The organism is Peribacillus sp. NPDC096622, assembly GCF_044762665.1.
Classification (GTDB): Bacteria; Bacillota; Bacilli; order Bacillales; family DSM-1321; genus Peribacillus; species Peribacillus frigoritolerans_B.
The window spans coordinates 139,155-158,078 of record NZ_JBIWES010000009.1 but is presented as its reverse complement, the minus strand read 5'-3'; the positions used below and the strand labels follow the sequence as shown (position 1 = coordinate 158,078).

General features: G+C 39.5%; 17 protein-coding genes, 1 other RNA gene and 1 riboswitch. Of the genes, 2 read left to right on the top strand and 16 right to left on the bottom strand.

The window, feature by feature from the left end; all coding sequences use genetic code 11:
* Window positions 1–30: 30 nt before the first annotated feature.
* The 3 genes from ACIQYG_RS17160 to ACIQYG_RS17150 form a co-directional block, all read right to left on the bottom strand.
* Entirely contained in the window at window positions 31–189 is a 159-nt protein-coding gene (locus tag ACIQYG_RS17160) for a hypothetical protein (RefSeq protein WP_402840121.1), read from the bottom strand.
* Window positions 190–337: 148 nt separating this feature from the next.
* Window positions 338–868, bottom strand: coding sequence for an isoprenylcysteine carboxyl methyltransferase family protein (locus ACIQYG_RS17155; protein ID WP_402840118.1), 531 nt, complete (start codon window positions 866–868; stop codon window positions 338–340).
* A complete protein-coding gene (locus tag ACIQYG_RS17150; RefSeq protein ID WP_402840115.1) occupies window positions 868–1,956 on the bottom strand; it encodes a type III polyketide synthase in 1,089 nt (362 codons plus the stop codon). Before ACIQYG_RS17150 ends, ACIQYG_RS17155 begins: the two co-directional genes overlap by 1 nt.
* A gap of 290 nt (window positions 1,957–2,246) precedes the next feature.
* On the opposite strand from ACIQYG_RS17150, the gene ACIQYG_RS17145 reads away from it, so the two are divergent.
* Entirely contained in the window at window positions 2,247–2,399 is a 153-nt protein-coding gene (locus ACIQYG_RS17145) for a hypothetical protein (RefSeq protein ID WP_402840113.1), read from the top strand.
* A gap of 509 nt (window positions 2,400–2,908) precedes the next feature.
* Here ACIQYG_RS17145 and ACIQYG_RS17140 read toward each other — a convergent pair.
* The 13 genes from ACIQYG_RS17140 to ACIQYG_RS17080 all read right to left on the bottom strand — a co-directional run bounded on the left by ACIQYG_RS17140 (window position 2,909) and on the right by ACIQYG_RS17080 (window position 18,317).
* On the bottom strand, window positions 2,909–4,222 hold the full coding sequence (locus tag ACIQYG_RS17140) for a nucleobase:cation symporter-2 family protein (RefSeq protein WP_402840111.1): 1,314 nt from the start codon (window positions 4,220–4,222) through the stop codon (window positions 2,909–2,911).
* A complete protein-coding gene (locus ACIQYG_RS17135; RefSeq protein ID WP_402840108.1) occupies window positions 4,215–4,814 on the bottom strand; it encodes a xanthine phosphoribosyltransferase in 600 nt (199 codons plus the stop codon). The genes ACIQYG_RS17140 and ACIQYG_RS17135 overlap by 8 nt, the downstream gene beginning before the upstream one ends.
* 162 nt (window positions 4,815–4,976) lie before the next feature.
* Window positions 4,977–5,078: riboswitch (purine riboswitch) on the bottom strand.
* 247 nt (window positions 5,079–5,325) lie between these two features.
* The gene (locus tag ACIQYG_RS17130) at window positions 5,326–6,840 is read right to left on the bottom strand and encodes a carboxypeptidase M32 (RefSeq protein ID WP_402840106.1); all 1,515 of its coding nucleotides are present in this window, start codon (window positions 6,838–6,840) and stop codon (window positions 5,326–5,328) included.
* Between the two features lie 132 nt (window positions 6,841–6,972).
* Window positions 6,973–8,886 (bottom strand): ATP-dependent DNA helicase, encoded by a 1,914-nt coding sequence (locus ACIQYG_RS17125; protein ID WP_402840103.1) that lies wholly within the window; start codon window positions 8,884–8,886, stop codon window positions 6,973–6,975.
* 228 nt (window positions 8,887–9,114) lie between these two features.
* Window positions 9,115–9,315 carry a cold-shock protein gene (locus ACIQYG_RS17120; RefSeq protein WP_034307871.1) on the bottom strand — a complete coding sequence of 67 codons (201 nt, stop codon included), beginning with the start codon at window positions 9,313–9,315 and terminating at the stop codon, window positions 9,115–9,117.
* Window positions 9,316–9,508: 193 nt separating this feature from the next.
* Window positions 9,509–10,657: a THUMP domain-containing class I SAM-dependent RNA methyltransferase gene (locus ACIQYG_RS17115; RefSeq protein ID WP_402840101.1), complete on the bottom strand. Its 1,149-nt coding sequence runs from the start codon at window positions 10,655–10,657 to the stop codon at window positions 9,509–9,511.
* Between the two features lie 647 nt (window positions 10,658–11,304).
* An RNA gene (gene rnpB / locus ACIQYG_RS17110) (RNase P RNA component class B) lies at window positions 11,305–11,694 on the bottom strand.
* Between the two features lie 80 nt (window positions 11,695–11,774).
* Entirely contained in the window at window positions 11,775–12,086 is a 312-nt protein-coding gene (gene gpsB, locus ACIQYG_RS17105; RefSeq protein ID WP_061463822.1) for a cell division regulator GpsB, read from the bottom strand.
* A 203-nt stretch (window positions 12,087–12,289) separates the two neighbouring features.
* Complete coding sequence (locus ACIQYG_RS17100; protein WP_402840096.1) at window positions 12,290–12,841, bottom strand: SLOG family protein; 552 nt, start codon at window positions 12,839–12,841, stop codon at window positions 12,290–12,292.
* 65 nt (window positions 12,842–12,906) lie between these two features.
* On the bottom strand, window positions 12,907–13,410 hold the full coding sequence (locus ACIQYG_RS17095) for a CotD family spore coat protein (protein ID WP_402840093.1): 504 nt from the start codon (window positions 13,408–13,410) through the stop codon (window positions 12,907–12,909).
* A gap of 453 nt (window positions 13,411–13,863) precedes the next feature.
* A complete protein-coding gene (locus tag ACIQYG_RS17090; RefSeq protein WP_402840091.1) occupies window positions 13,864–15,120 on the bottom strand; it encodes a ribonuclease H-like domain-containing protein in 1,257 nt (418 codons plus the stop codon).
* A 36-nt stretch (window positions 15,121–15,156) separates the two neighbouring features.
* Window positions 15,157–17,433, bottom strand: a complete 2,277-nt coding sequence (locus tag ACIQYG_RS17085) for a DEAD/DEAH box helicase (protein WP_402840088.1) — start codon at window positions 17,431–17,433, stop codon at window positions 15,157–15,159.
* A gap of 122 nt (window positions 17,434–17,555) precedes the next feature.
* Complete coding sequence (locus ACIQYG_RS17080; RefSeq protein WP_402840085.1) at window positions 17,556–18,317, bottom strand: alpha/beta fold hydrolase; 762 nt, start codon at window positions 18,315–18,317, stop codon at window positions 17,556–17,558.
* 141 nt (window positions 18,318–18,458) lie between these two features.
* On the opposite strand from ACIQYG_RS17080, the gene ACIQYG_RS17075 reads away from it, so the two are divergent.
* Window positions 18,459–18,911 carry an Hsp20/alpha crystallin family protein gene (locus tag ACIQYG_RS17075; RefSeq protein ID WP_402840082.1) on the top strand — a complete coding sequence of 151 codons (453 nt, stop codon included), beginning with the start codon at window positions 18,459–18,461 and terminating at the stop codon, window positions 18,909–18,911.
* Window positions 18,912–18,924: the final 13 nt, after the last annotated feature.

Genomic DNA, 18,924 nt, shown 5'->3' with positions numbered 1-18,924 from the left:
GACTTCGAATGCAAAAAAAAACCAGGATTTTTACCTGGTTGTTGGGGCGGGGTTAAAAGCAGCTCGGTTTTCCATTGGTGACTCGGTATAAGGTTTTACTGCCTTTGCCGGTTTTTGAATATTAGCCAATACATATTTCATCACAAAACCATATGTAGCGATTGTCAATAAAATGAATACCCAAACCATTACCAACACCATCCTCTTATATATTGATTAGCTTTTAGTTTTTAGTTTTAAAATAAATTATAGAAATCCGAATGAGAATAATTTTCATCTTCATTTAGAATCTTATCACGAACGATAATCATTTTCAATAAGTAATTAAATTTTTTTATTATTTTCCCTTAAAAACCGTAGAATATTCCGTATGTTCCTTTAATGCCTTCTCCTCCAGTGGGATTCTTACCGTCATCATCCAAACATTCAATAAACTAAAGATGATAGCAGTATAATATGCATTGAATAATAAGGAAATAACTAAAATCTCAGTTGCCACTATGATATAGTTCGGATGTCTAAAAAATTTATAAGGACCTTTAATGACTACATCGGCATCAGGAACCACAATGATTTTTGTATTCCAATGTTTTCCCAGTGAACGGATTACCCAAATCCTGCCTGACTGCATAATTAGAAAAAGGGTCAGCCAAATTGGCCAAAGTCCAGACATATCCCTTTCAATCGCGACCACTTCAATAATGAGAACGATAAAAAAACTAAGATGCATTAGAACCATCCATCTGTAATGGGACTTACCGTATTCTACTGCTCCTTCAGATTTCAGCTGTATTTCATTTTGTTTGGCGATATATAATTCAACAAGGCGCTGTATAGCGATCAAGATAATGAAAATGGCGAAGATCATCACTTCCACCTCATTAACACAAGTTCAGATGAAAACCCAGGCCCCAATGCAGCAGCCAGGCCCACCTCACCTTTATTCCCGCCCCGCTGCATGAACCTCTCCAGAACGTACAAAATAGTTGCTGAGGACATATTGCCAAATTCACGCAATACGCCCATTGACTCTGCCGTCATGCTTTCATCGAACCCGAGGGCTTCGTGATAAGCATCAATTACTTTCTTGCCTCCAGGATGGGCGATGAAATCTTTTATATCGTTTAGATCGAAACCATTCTCCATTAAGAACTCTTGGACATTCGGTTTAAGCCAATCCTTGATGATTGTAGGGATATCTTTCGAAAAGATGACGTATAACCCTTGATCTTTAACATCCCAACCCATTACATCCAATGAATCCGGCATAAGCGTCGATTGCGAATCCAAAAATTGTAAATGTCTTACTTTTTTTGAAAACTGTTCATTCGGCACTTCATCACCGCAAACCAAAATACAGCTTACCCCGTCGGAAAATAAGGAAGTTCCAATTAAATTGCTTTTGGAGATATCATTCCTTTGAAATGTCAGACTGCATAACTCCACGCTTAAAACAATGACCTTCGCATTCGGGTATGCTTTGCAATATTCAAAAGCACGCGATAGGCCACTCGCTCCCCCTGCACAGCCAAGCCCCCAAATCGGAATCCTTTTAGCATGCGGGCTAAATGGAAGTTCATTCATTATCCTGGCATCAATGGTCGGGGTGGCAATCCCCGTGCTTGAGATAAAAAAGAAAGCATCTAGCTCGTTTGCCTGCAGTTCTTCTTTTAAAAATTCTGTATTGGCTAAGCATTTTTCTATTGCTTCTTTCCCAAACTTTACTGCCTGCTGTATATATAAATCATTCCGATCGGCAAAAGAATGATCCTCTTTAAACCAATCGAGATCATTTGAAAAATATCGATTTTTCACTTGTCCATTCTTAAATGCCTTTAGTAACCGTTCTATATTCTTAAATGATGCTCCAAATATTTCTCTCGAAAATTCCATGATTTTTTCCTGTGAAAGTAAATGTGGGAGCTTTACATGTGATGCAGATAATAAATACGGCATGATTCCACCCCTAATTATTCATGATATGGTTAATATACCCACCAGGATATCAATTATGCTTTATAGCTAAATGGTTATATTTATAGGCATTTAATAATATTTTTCTTTTTTTTCTAAAAAAATGGGTGAAAAAACCTATAAGAGAAGAGAACATAACCAAACAAGCGAAGGAACATCTCCCACGGATATCACCTGTATGCCAATAATGACGCTAATGGATTCCTGTTCGAAAGGCTGTCTTATGAGGTACGGCTTTTGAATGTCCACAAGAAAAAGGAATAACGGACTTAATGATTGAGGGTACAAACGGATGGATGAGTAAAATAGGTGAAAGCATGTTTGGCATGCCGTTAGAAGGTGAAAAGCTTGAATCTTTTGCAGCAGTATTCGGCAGCATGCTTGCCGGTAACATTGCCACCTCTTTAGCAGAAACAAAGCATTGATTGATATTCCACCGCCAAACGTCATTGGGGGCACTAGCAAAATGAATGGGTTCCATGAAGCAATCCATTTACCCATTTCATTAAAAAGCGTGGGTACCCTTCATATCATCTTAATGATCGAATTGTATTCACGATATTATAAAACCCCCTTACCTATAATCGGTAAGGGGGCACTTTCAGTCTTCTTTCTTCACTGAAGATTGATTTTGCACTTGTATAATGATATTTTGAAACTCCTCTTTTCCACACACACTGCACCTATACTCCTGACTTAGTATGGTCCGGCAATGAATACAATATTTTTTCTCCATCCCTATCACTACTTTCCTGAACATATACTATCAATATATTCAAAAAGTGAAGAGAGTTTCCTTTTATCTGACAAAACTCCAATTTCATTATTAATGATATGCTTTTGCCTAAACGAAAAAATGCCCAAAATCCTCATCACCTGAGGATTTTGGGCGTGTAAACGGGTGAATCTATCAAGATTACGAATCTATTTTTAATCAAGCTACATTTTGCCCTTCAATACGCGCTTCCTTCACTTTCCCTTTTGTAGGGACGATGTTAAAGACGATATTCAAGAAAATGGCTGTCAAACTTCCGGCTACAATACCATTTTCCGTTAAGATTTGAAAGCTTTCCGGAATTTGTGCAAATAGCTCAGGAACGACGGTCACCCCAAGTCCCATCCCTACTGAACAAGCGATGATCAATAAATTTTCTTGAGAAGCAAAATCCACTTTGCTCAACATCTTAATTCCAGCGGCAATTACCATCCCGAACATCGCAACCATTGCACCGCCAAGCACGGATGAAGGGATAATTGTCGTAAATGCACCAATTTTTGGAACAAATCCAATGAAAATGAGAATGCCCGCTGTTGTGTATATGACATTCCTTGTTTTAATGCCCGACAATTGAATCAAACCGACATTTTGTGAAAATGCCGTATACGGAAACGAATTGAACAAGCCGCCAATCATGATGGCCAGACCTTCAGCACGATATCCGCGAGCTAGGTCGTCTTCTGAAATCTCTTTGTCCGTGATTTCACCTAGAGCATAATAAACACCAGTCGATTCCACCAAGCTGACGATCGCCACCAATGTCATTGTAATGATTGCCGTGACGTTGAATGTCGGAGTTCCAAAGTAGAAAAAATGTGGCATATGCAGCCAATTGGCACTGACAACCGAGCTAAAGTCCACTTTTCCAAGGAAGAAGGCTGCAAAGGTTCCGACTAACAGCCCCAATAAAATTGAAATGGAGCGGACAAATCCCGTCGAGAATTTATACATGAATATGATGAATAACAAAGTCCCAAAACCAAGAGCTACGTTGTTCAAGTCTCCGAAATCAGCAGCTCCCTGGCCTCCACCGAGGTTGTTGATGGCAACAGGAATGAGCGTAATGCCAATAATCAAAACGACCGATCCAGTGACAATGGGCGGGAAGAACCTTGCCAGTTTTCCGAAGAACTTACTAATGATAATGACGATTAAACCCGACGCCAAAATAGATCCATAAATGGAATTGATTCCATATTGCGTGCCAATTGCAATCATCGGGCTAACTGCTGTGAATGTGCAGCCCAGGACGACCGGAAGCCCAATTCCAAAGAATTTATTTTTCCACACCTGCAATAAAGTTGCTATCCCGCACATCAAAATGTCTATCGAAACTAAATAGGTTAACTGCGCTGCAGTCAATCCCAGCGCCCCACCGACTATCAATGGAATGACGACTGCACCGGCATACATGGCAAGAACATGTTGTAATCCTAATGAAGCAACTTTTAATGGTGATTGATTAGACATTGACTGCTGCTCCTTCCTTTTCATCGGCGAACGTTATCTCACCGAATTTCAACTCAGCAATTCGTGCAAGTGATTCCACTTGGAAACCTTGTTCCCTAAGATCCTTACCACCACTTTGGAATGCTTTTTCAATCACGATGCCGATTCCGGCCACTTCTGCTCCAACCTGCTTACAGATTTCCACCAAGCCCCGGGCTGCCTGTCCGACAGCAAGGAAGTCATCGATGATCAAAACCTTATCTCCAGCTTCAATATATTTATTGGATACGGTTATGGTATTGGTTTCTTTTTTTGTATAGGAATGAACGGACGCCGTCACTAAATCATTTGTTAAAGTAAGTGATTTACGTTTACGGGCAAAAATGAGCGGAACTTCCAATTCCAAGGCAGCCATCAAACCAGGCCCAATGCCTGAAGATTCAATCGTCAGCACTTTCGTTATTTCCTTTTGTTCGAAACGTTTAACGAATTCTTTACCAATTTCTTTCATTAGTATAGGATCCATTTGATGATTTAAGAATGAATCTACTTTTAAAATGTCTTCCGATAAAGCTTGACCCTCGGACAAGATTTTTTCCTTTAAAAGTTGCATGAAGGTTCCTCCCAATCTTGGATGTTTATTACCCATAAACCAGGCAATTATTTCCCGGCATATAAAAAAAGCCCAAGAAACATTGCGGCACTTTTTTGGAGTGAAGCAATACTTCTTGGGCATGAATGAAAAATGTATCAACAAAAGCCTTCATTTACGCAACAAGATCTATTACTCACCCATAGTCGAATTATTTACGGTAATCCGGTAGAAACTTGCAGGCCATATCCCTGCTATTATACGAGTGAAACTTTATATTTTATTAATATATGAATTATAACAATGCTGGCTCTATTTGAAAAGTAATTTTTGATAAAAAAACCGAACTTTCATTCAAAAAAATAAATCATCATTCGTATTATTATAAAATTGCGAAATCACAAGCCTAAGTAACATGGGATATTCCCATTAAAAACCCCCCCCCACTTCATATAACATTTACTGGCATTTTGCACCCATAAAAAAGAAGAAGGCTTTGACATTAAATGCAAGTCCTTCTTCCTTTGATTCATTAGATTTTATAAACTTCTTTATATTTATTTTCAAGATACTTTATTAAATACTGAACATTCAGGCCTTCCCCTGTCGTTTCTTTCAAAATCTCCATAGGTTTTTTTGTTTTTCCGTATTTATGTATCTTTTCATTAAGCCATTCCCTGATTGGCGCTATATTACCCGCTTCCAACAGTCCATCAAAATCAGGCAAATCTTTAAGCATAGCTTGCTTGATTTGGGCTGCATACATATATCCCAATGCATAAGAAGGGAAATAACCAAAGCTGCCATCTGCCCAGTGTACATCTTGCAACACGCCCATGGCATCATTTTCAGGAACAATTCCCAAATAATCCTTGTATTTTTCATTCCAGACTTCCGGTAAATCCTTCACTTCGAGTTCTCCATTAAAGAGAGCCTTTTCCAGTTCATACCGAATCATAATATGTAGAGGATACGTCAGTTCATCTGCTTCAATACGGATGAACGATGGTTTCGATTCGTTTATGCCCCGGTAAAATTCATCCAGCGTCACGTCATTGAATTGTTCGGGGGCATATTCTTTTAATAAGGAGAATTTATTTTTCCAGAAGCTATGGTTCCGTCCAATGAAGTTTTCGAAAAACAAAGATTGTGATTCATGGATTCCCATGGATGTCCCGCAATCAAGAAGTGTTCCGGTTAACTCTTTGGCGATATTCTGCTCATAAATGGCATGTCCACATTCATGGATGGTACCAAAGATTGCCCCCCTAAAATCACTTTCATCGTATCGGGTCGTCACCCGGACATCGCCCCTATTCATTCTTATTTCAAAAGGGTGAACTGTTTCATCCAGCCTGCCAGCCTTGAAATCGTATCCTAGCTGTTTTAATATTTCCAAGTTGAGTTGATGCTGTTTTTCTTTTGGAAATTCTTTATAAAGGAACACTGTTTCAGGTTTATGTTCGCTTTTTGAAATCTGTTTTACCAAAGGGACGATGCTCGACCGAAGGTCACTGAATACGCTGTCAAGTATATCTACAGTCATGCCTGGTTCATACATATCCAAAAGGGTATTATATTTCGTCCCTTCATATCCCCAGTACTCTACGAACCTACGTGTATAAGCTACAATTTGCTCCAGATAAGGTTGAAATAAAGAAAAATCAGCTTTTTCCCTTGCCTCTTCCCATGCACTTTCAGAACGCGATTGTAAAATGACGAATTCCTTATATTCGTTTGCAGGAATTTTCTTATTCCTTTCAAACTCTTTTTTACACTCTTGCACCATTTTATTAGTAGTTTCACTAAGAGAGGCCTTCTCCATCGAAAGTTCTGCAATGAAGGATTCCATTTCTTTACTTGTGCTCATATTAAACACTTCGGAGGAAAGCACGCCGATAACTTCGGAACGCTGCTCAACTCCCTTTTTCGGTGCACCTGTACGCAAATCCCAAAAAATTAACGCGAGTGCTTCATTATACGCCGAGATTTTCTTTACATACTCTTTAAACTCTTTTTCCATCAGATCGATACCCTTTTTTGTCATATTCACTGCTCCTTCCAACTACACTTTACCATATTATACAAAAATCATTCATATCAGAACCACTCCGATTAATAAATTAAAATAAAATAAGAGCCAAGGGGCGCCTTGGCTCTTATTTTGGATAGGATTTAGTTAAAGCGTTACAGGAAGAATGGATACAATCTTCTCTTTCACCTGTTCCGAAAGATCCTTATCAATCAAAATCTGGACTGTCCCCGAATCATTGCTCGTCCTGATCAAACGCCCTATTCCCTGGCGCAATCGAAGGAGCATGTATGGGAGGTCCACTTCTTCAAATGGGTCGTTAACCGAATTGCGTTTTGCCTCGAAAACTGGATCGCGTGGCGGGAATGGCAGGGAGTGTATCACAACATTTTGTAGTGAAGGTCCTGGAACATCAAGCCCTTCCCATAAATGATAGGAGAAAAGGACAGATTGCTCATCCTCTTGGAACTTCTTAACAAGCTCGCTGATTTCCGCTTCCCCTTCAAAATAAAATGGATAAGAAGATATTGGGCAGTTTTCCTTGAACCAATGCAATTCTTCTTTTGACTGGAACAACACTAGTGTTCGACCTTCATTTTCCTCAATTGTCTTCATCGTATATTGAAGTTTAGCCAATTGATCTCCATTTCCGAAGGCCGGCATGTTCATTTTCATGACTTCATCGTAATCAAATGGTGATTCAACGGAGAAGCTGTCATACTTTTCTATCCCTAAACTATCTGCAATATATTGGAAGGATTTATTATCCGATAATGTAGCCGATGAAAAAATGTAAGGGATTTTTTTAGAGAATACCTGTTCAGACAAAATATCCTGTACGAGTCTTGGCATGATGACCAATGTTTTGGTCATTTCATTTTCTTCAAACCAGGATACGGCCTGTTCATCCTTTACAAATAGAGAAAGGGAGTAGCCCAGCTGCTCTAAATATTCTTCCGTCACTTTTAAATCATAATCATTGATCGTGTACATTTCCGCTTCAAAAACCAGGTTCTCCTCTAACTCTTCAACCTTTTTGTGAAGCTTATGGGCAAAGCTTGTTATTTCTTTGGACATTGGGATTTCATAACGATTAGATCCTCTGACATGTATCGCTTTTTCATCCAACAAATCAAAAAATTCTTCATTGATATCAATTAAATCCTCAATGATGTATAAGGTTTCTTCACGAACCTGATTGGCTGTAAGCAATTCTAAAACCGAGGCAAGGGTTTGTTCCCCAACTTTATAAGTTAAAGCCTTTTGAGCAGCAAATTCCAGTAAGTGACCTTCATCAAAGACAACGCAGCTATGATCAGGCAGCAATGGTAGCTGTCCTTCACGCTTACGCTTTTCCTTAGTCCATACATGCTCCATGAAGAAGTCATGTGAACAAATGATCAAATCACTTGATTTTCGATAGTGGTCCCGTGAAAGGGTTTGCCCACATCGATGGCGTTTATCACATGTAAAACAGTTTTGGAGTTGATCCCAGCCAACTTTAGACCAGTCTTCATCATTTAAATATGGGTATTGCTTACGGTCCCCATATGCTGTATAGGCGTTCATGGATGAGTTATCATGGACAAACTTGGGAAGTTCATCATAGAGCTGATCTATTCCCTCTGAATCCTCATGATTCACTGCGTAATCCAACTTCTTAAGACATACATATTGATCGTGATATTTGGCAAGCCGAACATCCACTTCAATACCTAAAGCATTCTTGATTTTTTGGATGTCGCCTTCCTCTTTGACAAGCTGTTCAATCAACGTTTCATCTGCACACGAAATAATTGCCGGTTTATTCGTATATCTCGCATAACAAATCGCATATAGTAAATAGACCAATGTCTTACCGGTCCCTACCCCTGCTTCAGCAAAACTTACATTCTTTTCCTTAAAGGCTTTTTCTAACTGAAAAGCCATGAAGATTTGTTCGTCACGCAGCTCAAATCCTTTTTCGGGAAGAATTTCGTAAAAAACATCACCGATCCATTCTGAAAGCTTATCGTAAAAAGAATCTTCCTTTGTTACCGAAAAAGGCAGTGTTTTAAGCATCCTGGTCTCCCCTTTTATCTATCATCAGTATATAGAATCCGAATCATTATAATCTTAGGCAAAAGTATATTATCCTTTATTTCACATTAATAGTCAAGGTATTTACCAACCATTAGAAAATGAAACGTATTATGTATGTTTTTCTATGTATGCTGCCTGGTTGCCCAATTCGTAAAATAAAAGACAGGCTCCAAAAGAGAGCCTGTCTGTAAATAATATAGGGTTGAATTAAGCTTTGTTTACGTTTGATGCTTGTGGTCCACGTTGACCTTGTTCTACATCAAATGTAACATCTTGGCCTTCTTCAAGTGTTTTGAAACCTTCGCCTTGGATAGCTGAGAAATGTACGAATACATCGTCTCCACCTTCACGTTCGATGAATCCAAAACCTTTTTCTGCGTTAAACCATTTTACTTTACCTTGTTCCATTTTTGTTGCCTCCTAGTGTGTTCTCCACACATTATATTACTATCCTTGCTCAAAAGAATATTAAGGTATTCCTTAAATCTGAACAAAAATAATTCATTATTAGAATAACAGAAAAGGAAATGATAAGCAAGACTGGAACCTATTATGAATAAATCGTCCTGAGTAGCAAAATCCTCCGTTATATTCTACCTACTTATTCACCTTCAGGCTGTCTTGGCGGCCTTTTCCCCCAATATTGATAAAGGTCCGCACGGATGAAACCATTGAACAATTTCCTTTTTTTCGTTGCAGGCTTACCGTAATGCTGTTCGAAGTCAGGATTCGAGGTAATCATGTATACTGACCATGTATCAAGCTTCTTGAAGGCCTGGCCCATTTCTCTATACATCTGCTCAACCGCTTTTTTCTCACCAAGACGTTCTCCATAAGGCGGGTTCCCGACAATGACACCATACTCTTTCCTGGTCGAGATATCCCTCACCTGCATTTGTTTGAATTCAATCAAATCACCAAGACCGGCTTCAAAACTATTCGCTTTAGCTATATCGACCATTCGATGGTCAATATCACAACCGGTTATGTCCAGGTACTGATCATAATCGGCTAAATCTTCAGCCTCGATCCGTGCTTCATCCCAAACCTTGCTGTCCATCCATGACCAAGTTTCAGATACGAATTCCCTGTTAAACCCAGGTGCTATATTCTGTCCAATTAAGGCCGCCTCGATGGGAATCGTTCCAGATCCACAAAATGGATCTATGAAAGGTTTATCCGGTTTCCAATTGGTCAGCATGATTAACGCAGCCGCCAATGTTTCTTTAAGGGGTGCCTCCCCCTGCCCGGTTCGATATCCCCGTTTATGCAAACCTGCACCTGAAGTGTCTATGGTAAGTGTCACAACATCTTTTAAAATAGACACTTCAATTTTAAACAAAGGACCAGTCTCTGCAAACCAAGACACTTGCTTATATTTACTTTTCAATCTATCAACAATCGCCTTTTTGACAATAGCCTGACAATCAGGGACACTGTAAAGCTTTGACTTGACGGATTTTCCACTCACGGGGAACTCGACATCGGCTGATAAGTAATCTTCCCAATTCAATGCCTTTGTTTTTTCAAACAACTCATCAAATGAATATGCTTTAAATTCAGCGACTTTTATTTTCACCCTATCGGCACTGCGCAGCCATAAATTAGAGCGGGCAATGGCTGATTGGTCCCCTTTATAGGTAATTTTACCATTTTCAACTTGACAATCGTAACCAAGATCCCGAACCTCCTTGGCAACAATTGATTCCAATCCCATTGCTGATGTTGCGATAATATCGAATTGTTTCATTAACTCTGCACCTTCTTTCCATTAATCCAAATCAATGGCACCTTTTCCGAATTTCTTCATTTATGTATTTAAGAATCAGGCATTGATTTTTTACATGTAAACCTTATTTAAAAGGTCCACCGCCTTTTTATATTGTAGTTAGAATTCTTCATTGTTTGCCTAGCTTATATCATGATCATCATATAGCGGGAACATTTATTAACTACCATGAAGTAACGCTTTATTCAATTATCACTGCATCTTAAGAAACACGTTGCAACTATATGATTGAAATCACAACCAATTATGTATGATCCTCATCCATTATCCTGTGATTTGAAGTTATCTGGCTTGTTACCTTCATTTTAGGGCTAACATAAGAGTTAAGGAACCTTTATAAATAGGATACCCAGAATCAAGGAAATGCTTAACATTCCAAGACTATTTTTAAAAACGGTTCCGTCGGCCCTCATTCAAGCCATTTTCTTTCCTCTTTACCCTTTTCGAATGGAATGAAAAACTTGCCAAGTTCTAAGTTTAACACAGCGGTGTTTGAGAATACGAAAAATAAATGGAAATGCCCAATTTTTTTATAAATAGGGCAATCTCCATAAACAAAAACTCCCCTTTAAAAAGGAGAGTTGTGCTTTTGGTGTAATATGATAACGTTTTGTAAGCCATGTTTTGTTCCTCAGTACTGCAAGCGACTCGCGTCTCGTACTTCGGCGGTAATCATCTATCTACAGAAGCATGTGCTTCTGTCCTTCTCCTCGTTCATTTCCAAGGAAGAAAGCGCCCCTACCATTAATTTGGGTTTCTCGCTCGTGGGGTTTACCTCGTTCCACCCTTTACATTTCTGTAAAGGCTACGTCACTGTGGCACTTTTATAGGTATTCATGCCATATCCAAAAGGACTTAGGCATTTTCCCAGCCGTCAGCAATCCAAGATTGCTGCCCAAGCTTATTTTTTCGCCAGGCACGAACACTACGGACATCGCAGTCCGTGCGAGCATGGACTTTCCTCTACTGCATAAATGCAGCAGCAATTACCCAAACGTTAACATAACATAATTGATTATACCCCATTATTCATGAAAACACAATACCAAAATAATTTTCACTTTTACAATGCAAAACCTCAGTCAAAAAGCTTGTTACCAAAAACGTGCTTTTCCAAGTTGGATAACCGTTTTAGGATGTCAAAATTAGTGGTTCCCGGAGTGGCACTTGGAGCAGGTTGATTTGGACGTTTTGTACTCTCTTCGGCTTGTTTTTTCAATTTAAGATTTTCTTGTTTAAGATCTTCAATTTCCTGATGGAACACTTCATAATCTTTAATGATCAAATCCAGGAATTGATCCACATCTTCAGGTTTATAACCGCGCATGGCTGTTTTAAAATCTTTTTCAAGAATATCTTTAGCCGTTAATTTTATCTTATCGGATAGCATAAGACTTCACCTCAATACTTTCGCCAATACAATCGACTTTTTATTATTTTTTCAAATCTGTTTGGGTTTGTCAATGAAACACCTTTTTGTATGCTTACTGTTTCAGTGAACGATATGTATTCCCATTAAATCTGTATCTAAATTTCATAATAATATGAATATGCTTTAGAAACAACTTTTAATCCATAATTATTTTCACACCGTCATTCTTCGGACCAGCTCGCTTCTTCCGCAGCCAGTTGCAGATCATCAAAGTTTATCTGAAAGATGGGGTATGGCTGTGTTTCGGCTTTTTTCATCGCCTCGAAATATGGATATCGGGCTGACCCTTCTTTTTCGGCTTCGAAAATGATGAGCATAGCATCGCTTTTATGGACCATGTACCTATTTTTGATTTTAAGCTGTTCCGGCCCTTCATAAGGTTTGTTGAAAATGGACTCAACAAAATCTGCACGGGCCAATATGGATCGGTAAAACTCTTGATTCGTCTCGTTCCATGACTCTTCCTGTTTCAGGAAAGGAGTAAGCACCCCTAATTTAAGCTGATGATAATCTTCCTGTAATTCGAAAACCACTTCGGCACCCCATAATTCCGTACCCAACTGACCTGAGATGATCACCCATTCCAGCCCATCTTCCACCAATGGCAGGAGACGCTGTTTCATCGCTTTTTTTATATATTTTACGGCTTCATGGTCATTTTTGAATATCCCGAATTCAAAAGCTTTGTAGCCCGTCATATACAAAACCTTCATTGCATAGTCAATCTCCCTTTTAACATGTTATGTAAGAAAACAAGGGCTTAATAAGCCCTTATTTTTTAGTATCCGAAATGCCTAGGTGGACAGCATGGGTTTTGCGGCGGCCTTCCACATATCAAGTGTTGATTATAGCACTCATTCACCACGGATTGAGTATGTGGGAAATAATGCTTAAACGTGTTCACATGTTTATTGACATTTGTAGTATGTGATGGATGAACGACAGGAATCACTGTGTTCGATACATTCGTATTGACATATTGCTGTGTTGGAGAGACTTGCGCTGGGGCAACTTGAGATGGAGATGTTTGTGTTGGGCCATATTGCGCTGGAGACACAGCCATCGGACTAAAGGCTCCCATTACGTTAGAGTTTTTACCGGTTGACGCTCCCATTACGTTGTTGGGGTGTTTACCGGTTGATGCGCCCATTACTCCAGGTGCGTTCCCGTATGCTCCCATTACATTGTCGGATGCGCCCATTACATTGTTGGATGCGCCCATTACATTGTTGGATGCGCCCATTACATGGGGTTTATTTCCTCCACAATTACGAAAATACATTTATAATACGTCCCCTTTCATCATGATAAGTTTAGCCTTACCATTACAGACTATGAAAAAAAGGGGATACGTGTACTGATGAAATGACCTAATTATACAGAATAAGTATAAAACGATGTATGGCTGTCGATAAGTACACTATTTATATTAATGCTATCTTCAAATGTACAGAGGATAATTTTCTACAAAAAGGAATAGAGACTGTCTTTTAATGAAGTAAATAAAACAATCGTTAAACAAAGGACAACAAAAAATAGAAATAAAGTCGTTTTATACATTTCTCCGCTCCGCTTTCACCTTAATTTTATTTGATGTAAAGGTATGAAATGAACGCTTGGAATTTCACCCTCAACTCTTTCCATTTTACACACAATAGTTGAAGGCTACAATAATTGTATACATATTTTTTATTTTCAGCCTTTTGCACTAAAAGACCATTCTCATTCCTTTATTTTAGACAGAAATATCCTTTGAATCCTCTTTCATTTCGAGCCGCCGAATCCTCTTTTCCAATTCCAATCGTTTTTTTCCCGGAGCGATCCCTTCCCTTACCATCTCTTGATGGGCGATCATTGAACATTTTAGAGCTTGACCGACTTCCTTAAATTGATGTTCGTATAATTTTGCACATTCAATCTGTGCCTGTATCCTCATTTGCACATTCCCTTTTAAGGCGACATCCTTCCAAATCTCCAAAGCTTCATTGAATTGTTTTAGCCTCTTTTTCTGGAAGGCTAAAGCATGGCCAGCCATTATCCGATCTTCCTGACTGCCCGCTTCCAATATTTTTTGATATGTCTCTACTGACTCCTCTTTTTTCCCCAAATAATCGAGCCACCGTGCAATTTCCATGGACTCTTCCGTATATCCATCGATTTGGAGGATTTTTCGGGACAAATGAATATACAATGTGATCAGTGATAAGATATCCAATTCATTATGCTTCATGATCCCAAACAGAATTTCCGGATTCTTCCTCTCAACAAAATCAAAATAAATCATCGGCGCCAAATATCCAGGAATATCATCTTCTCTATGTACACCTAGAATATCTGTTTCGACCGCTGATAACTTCACTCGCTCCAATTTGTTTCTCCAAAGGCGTCTTGAAGCATGATACAAATCGAAATGTCCGAACTCCGGTAATTTTGGTACATGTTCTTTTATCAAGGTATGTCTTGTTTTTAGCTGGTGCCAATCAAAGGATTTACCATTATATGTGACAAGCGTTTCGTAATTAATATTTTCAAGAAAGCTTTGATAAAGCGGGATTTCACTTCCGGGCTGTGGAAGGATATGTTGTTTCACGACAACTTCTTCACCTTCTAAATACGCATAACCAAGTAAAAAAATGGTATTGCCCGCTCCGCCTCCAAGGCCTGTCGTTTCCGTATCGAAGAAAAACAGATCTTCACTTTTAACGCCCCTGGCGGAGAGTGGATGCTCCAGTGAAGTTTGATTCCACTCTTTTACGACCTTTTTCAGTTCGGAAAATGCATATAACCCGTGTTTGTGATTTATAGGGTAGCGGACTTCCCTAATGAAACAATAGTCACCATCGAAATGAAAGGAAACGGTATCGTTCTCCAGCCACTTTTCAAAGTAGGGAATTTCTTCATTCTCTTTCTGGTCATTCACTTGTATAGGAGAAGGATGTTTCCCTAGGTTCATATGGGTTTTCATACGGTTTAATTTATTTTTTAAAGACATAAAATTACACCTCTTTTCACTTATCACTACAACCTATTAATGTTTTTGCTTACAAAATTGACCTAATAATTGTTTGGCATCACTCTTGGCTGTTTTCGTTGCGGATTCCGTACCGATACAGGAAGGACAGCCGCTTTCACATGTGCAATTTTCGATCATTGATATTGTTTCCAGCAGGATGACTTCAGAGTTTTCATATACTTTATCACTTAACCCTATGCCACCCGGATAACTATCATAGATGAAAATGGTCGGTTTTTCATTATGCGCTGCCTTAACCTGCGGATACACATGAATATCATGCGGATCGCACATGACATATAGCGGAATCATGTAATTTAGAGCATGGGAGGCACCTATCATTCCTTGTTCTATTCGATTTTCGTCCCAATTGAATATATCAGGATCCATGGAAAGCATGGCCGAACTCGTATGCAGTTCCATCTCCGGGAGACTGATTGGCCCTGAACCAATATTTTCATGAGTTTCGAATTTGATTTTCTTGAAGATCGTAGGCATTGCCCGAATTGCGACATCACCAAAAGCAGCTGCTGTGGAAGCGAAAGTTCGCTGTTTATCGACTTCCAATACAGACAACTGAACAGCAAGGTTAGCATCCGTATAATAGTCCACATTGACTTCACGTACATAAGCTTTCTTTTCATCCCAATCAAGTTCTTCCACCTGAAATTGAATTCCCTGGTGCAAATAAATGGCTTCATCGTGAAGAAGGGTCATTGCACTGAACGTATCCATTTCCCCGATGACCCGATTAACCGGTGCATTCGTTTGGTCGATGATCACGACATTTTCCTGTGCTGCTGAACGCAGGCTGATATTGCTTGCGGGAAAAGCATCATTCATCCAATGCCATCTGTCCCCATTCAGGTGTAAGACCCTTTCTTCTGTAAGGAATTCAAGAACATCCATAATCTCTGTTTCCCCAAAGGTATCGCCTTTTTTAAATGGCAGTTCATATGCTGCACATTTTACATGATCAACCAAGATCAAAAGATTATCCGGATTGATTCTTGCCGTTTCTGGATTTCTGGTAAAGAAATAATCGGGATGCTGTACGATATATTGATCAAGGGCACTGGAACTGCCGACCATTATGATCAACGCTTCCCCATGCCTTCTTCCTGCCCTTCCCGCCTGTTGCCAGGCACTCGATATGGATCCAGGGTAACCAGTCATTATGCAAACCTGAAGCTGGCCGATATCGACACCCAACTCAAGTGCATTTGTGGAAACCACTCCATAAATGGAACCATCCCTGAGGCCTTGTTCAATTTCCCTACGCTGTGTTGGCAGATATCCACCGCGATAGCCCCTGATTGATTTTGGCCCCAATTGCTTTGACACAAGCTCCTGTAAATATGTCAATAGAATTTCCACACGAACCCTGCTTCGCGCAAAAACGATGGTTTGAATTTTATTTTTCAAAAATTCATTTGCCAGCTTCCTGACCTCCAAAACCGCACTCCTTCGTATGTTCAGCGGTTTATTGACTATTGGGGGATTGTAAAACACAAAATGCTTTTTCCCACTCGGGGCTCCGTTATTATCGATAAGGACCATTTGTTTTTCCGTAAGCTCTTCTGCCAACTCTTTTGGGTTATTGATCGTAGCGGAAGTACAGATGAATACAGGGTCGCTTCCATAAAAATTACAAATCCTTTTTAACCTTCTTATGACGTTGGCTGTATGACTTCCGAAAACGCCGCGGTAAATATGGAGTTCATCGATGACCACATACTTCAAGTTTTCAAACAAAGAGACCCATTTCGTATGATGGGGCAAGATTCCGGAATGGAGCATATCAGGATTGGTGATCACGATATGCCCTGCCTGGCGGATTTTTTGCCTGATATTTGAAGGTGTGTCCCCGTCGTATGTATAACTATTTATCTCAGCATCCATTTCATGGATCATTTCATTCAATTCGCTTTTTTGATCATAGCTTAGCGCTTTTGTCGGAAAAATATAAAGCGCCCTGGTTTTTTCATCTTCCAGTATTTTTTGAAGGACCGGCAAATTATAGCATAATGTTTTACCAGAAGCTGTAGGCGTGACCGCTACAAGGCTATTGCCACTGACAGCAGCATCAAATGCAGTTGCCTGATGGGTATACAACCCATTTATCCCCCGTATTTCAAGAGCATGCTTGATTTTATCATCCATTGCATCGGGAAAAGGAACATGTTTTGCCTCTTTTGCTTCAATTACTTGCCAATGTACTATATTATCTTTAAAGTCTTCATTTGTTTTTAAATCCTTGATGATTTCTTGTAAATTTTTTCGCAGTTTCATTTAACCACCTCATACTCCTATTCTACCGAATGAACGTTCTATGCAAAAGGGAAACTATTTCCTATTCAAAAAAAAAAAGCTGGAAACGTCAAGATCTCGTTTCCAGCCCGGTCATTTTTTCATTAATTCTTCTCGACAAAGCGAATGATTTCTTCGATTAGTCTTCCTGGAGCTTCCAACATTCCCATATGGCCGCTGCCCTTAAGTATAACTTCATTGATATGGCTTCCTTTTACAGAAAAAGTTTTTTCAACGGGAATCACCTTATCCTGTTCACCTGCAACCAAAAGGACAGGCAACTTCGTATCTTTGAGAACATGATTTCTGTCTATTCTGTTCCTCATGGCCTGTAAAGACCCTATCGCACCAATTTCACTTGTTTTATATCCAATTTCCTTTGTATGCTCAATATTGGGATCAACTGAATTAGCAAAAAGCTTTGGTATAAGTCCGTCAATGAAAGCAGGGATTCCCTCACTTTCGATTTTCTCTACAGATTTTAAGCGCCCTGCCTTTCCAGACTCATCGTCTGGGAAAGCGGTGGAATGTACCAATGAAAAACCAGACAATTTCCCAGGAAACCTTTCTGCGAATGCCAAGGTGATATATCCCCCAAGCGAATGACCAAACATATATACCTGTCCGATTTCCAGTTCTTCCAAAAATGACGCAATATCAGCAGCCATATCTTCAATCGAGAAAGATCCCCCTATTTCCTCACTTGCACCATGTCCCCGTAAATCAACGGCAATAACCCTGTATTCTTCCTTTAATCCAGCAATGATGTCACTCCAATATTCATGGCTTCCGCAAAATCCATGGATAAACAACAATGTTTCATTACCTTTCCCGGTATCTATGTAGGAAAGTTTGCTATCTGTCATATTAAACCCTCATTTCCTTTATTAATCATTCAGTAACGTTATTCCCTATGCACCTGTATCTGAAACCCAACACTGGATTCACATTTCTTCATTCCTCACATAGCTTATAGGCAAAGGAATTTTTTAGAAAGGAGCACCGTGATGACCTCTTCTGAAAAAAATAATAATCGGAATCGAATAGAACCCTTTTCCCATTTCATAAACAAAATGGATCGGCTGTTTTCCGAAAGGCCCCCAAAAGGCATGCTGAAATCCCTTGACGATTTCTTCGGTTCGGCGAAAGAACGCAGCTTTCCGGTTGATATTCACGAAACGCCTTCAGAATATATCCTTACTGCCACCTTGCCCGGAATTGCACGCAGCCAAATATCAATTGATGTACTGGCCCATGCAGTAACCATATCTGCAAACCATGTAGATAGAAAGCATAAAAATCAAGGATTGTTCCAAAAGGAAGTTTCAGCCGGTACTTTTTCAAGAACCATTTCTTTTCCAAAACCGATTGATGAAGCAAAAGTGACCGCTCGACATCGCGATGGCATCCTCACGCTTCACCTACCCAAAATCAGAGGGAATCGGATTGAAATCCATTAGGCATGAATAAAAG

Coding starts and splice junctions, on each gene's coding strand:
- ACIQYG_RS17160 (WP_402840121.1), bottom strand. CDS start 189: ATGGTTTGGGTATTCATTTTATTGACAATCGCTACATATGGTTTTGTG.
- ACIQYG_RS17155 (WP_402840118.1), bottom strand. CDS start 868: ATGATCTTCGCCATTTTCATTATCTTGATCGCTATACAGCGCCTTGTT.
- ACIQYG_RS17150 (WP_402840115.1), bottom strand. CDS start 1,956: ATGCCGTATTTATTATCTGCATCACATGTAAAGCTCCCACATTTACTT.
- ACIQYG_RS17145 (WP_402840113.1), top strand. CDS start 2,247: ATGATTGAGGGTACAAACGGATGGATGAGTAAAATAGGTGAAAGCATG.
- ACIQYG_RS17140 (WP_402840111.1), bottom strand. CDS start 4,222: ATGTCTAATCAATCACCATTAAAAGTTGCTTCATTAGGATTACAACAT.
- ACIQYG_RS17135 (WP_402840108.1), bottom strand. CDS start 4,814: ATGCAACTTTTAAAGGAAAAAATCTTGTCCGAGGGTCAAGCTTTATCG.
- ACIQYG_RS17130 (WP_402840106.1), bottom strand. CDS start 6,840: ATGACAAAAAAGGGTATCGATCTGATGGAAAAAGAGTTTAAAGAGTAT.
- ACIQYG_RS17125 (WP_402840103.1), bottom strand. CDS start 8,886: ATGCTTAAAACACTGCCTTTTTCGGTAACAAAGGAAGATTCTTTTTAC.
- ACIQYG_RS17120 (WP_034307871.1), bottom strand. CDS start 9,315: ATGGAACAAGGTAAAGTAAAATGGTTTAACGCAGAAAAAGGTTTTGGA.
- ACIQYG_RS17115 (WP_402840101.1), bottom strand. CDS start 10,657: ATGAAACAATTCGATATTATCGCAACATCAGCAATGGGATTGGAATCA.
- gpsB (WP_061463822.1), bottom strand. CDS start 12,086: ATGCTATCCGATAAGATAAAATTAACGGCTAAAGATATTCTTGAAAAA.
- ACIQYG_RS17100 (WP_402840096.1), bottom strand. CDS start 12,841: ATGAAGGTTTTGTATATGACGGGCTACAAAGCTTTTGAATTCGGGATA.
- ACIQYG_RS17095 (WP_402840093.1), bottom strand. CDS start 13,410: ATGTATTTTCGTAATTGTGGAGGAAATAAACCCCATGTAATGGGCGCA.
- ACIQYG_RS17090 (WP_402840091.1), bottom strand. CDS start 15,120: ATGTCTTTAAAAAATAAATTAAACCGTATGAAAACCCATATGAACCTA.
- ACIQYG_RS17085 (WP_402840088.1), bottom strand. CDS start 17,433: ATGAAACTGCGAAAAAATTTACAAGAAATCATCAAGGATTTAAAAACA.
- ACIQYG_RS17080 (WP_402840085.1), bottom strand. CDS start 18,317: ATGACAGATAGCAAACTTTCCTACATAGATACCGGGAAAGGTAATGAA.
- ACIQYG_RS17075 (WP_402840082.1), top strand. CDS start 18,459: ATGACCTCTTCTGAAAAAAATAATAATCGGAATCGAATAGAACCCTTT.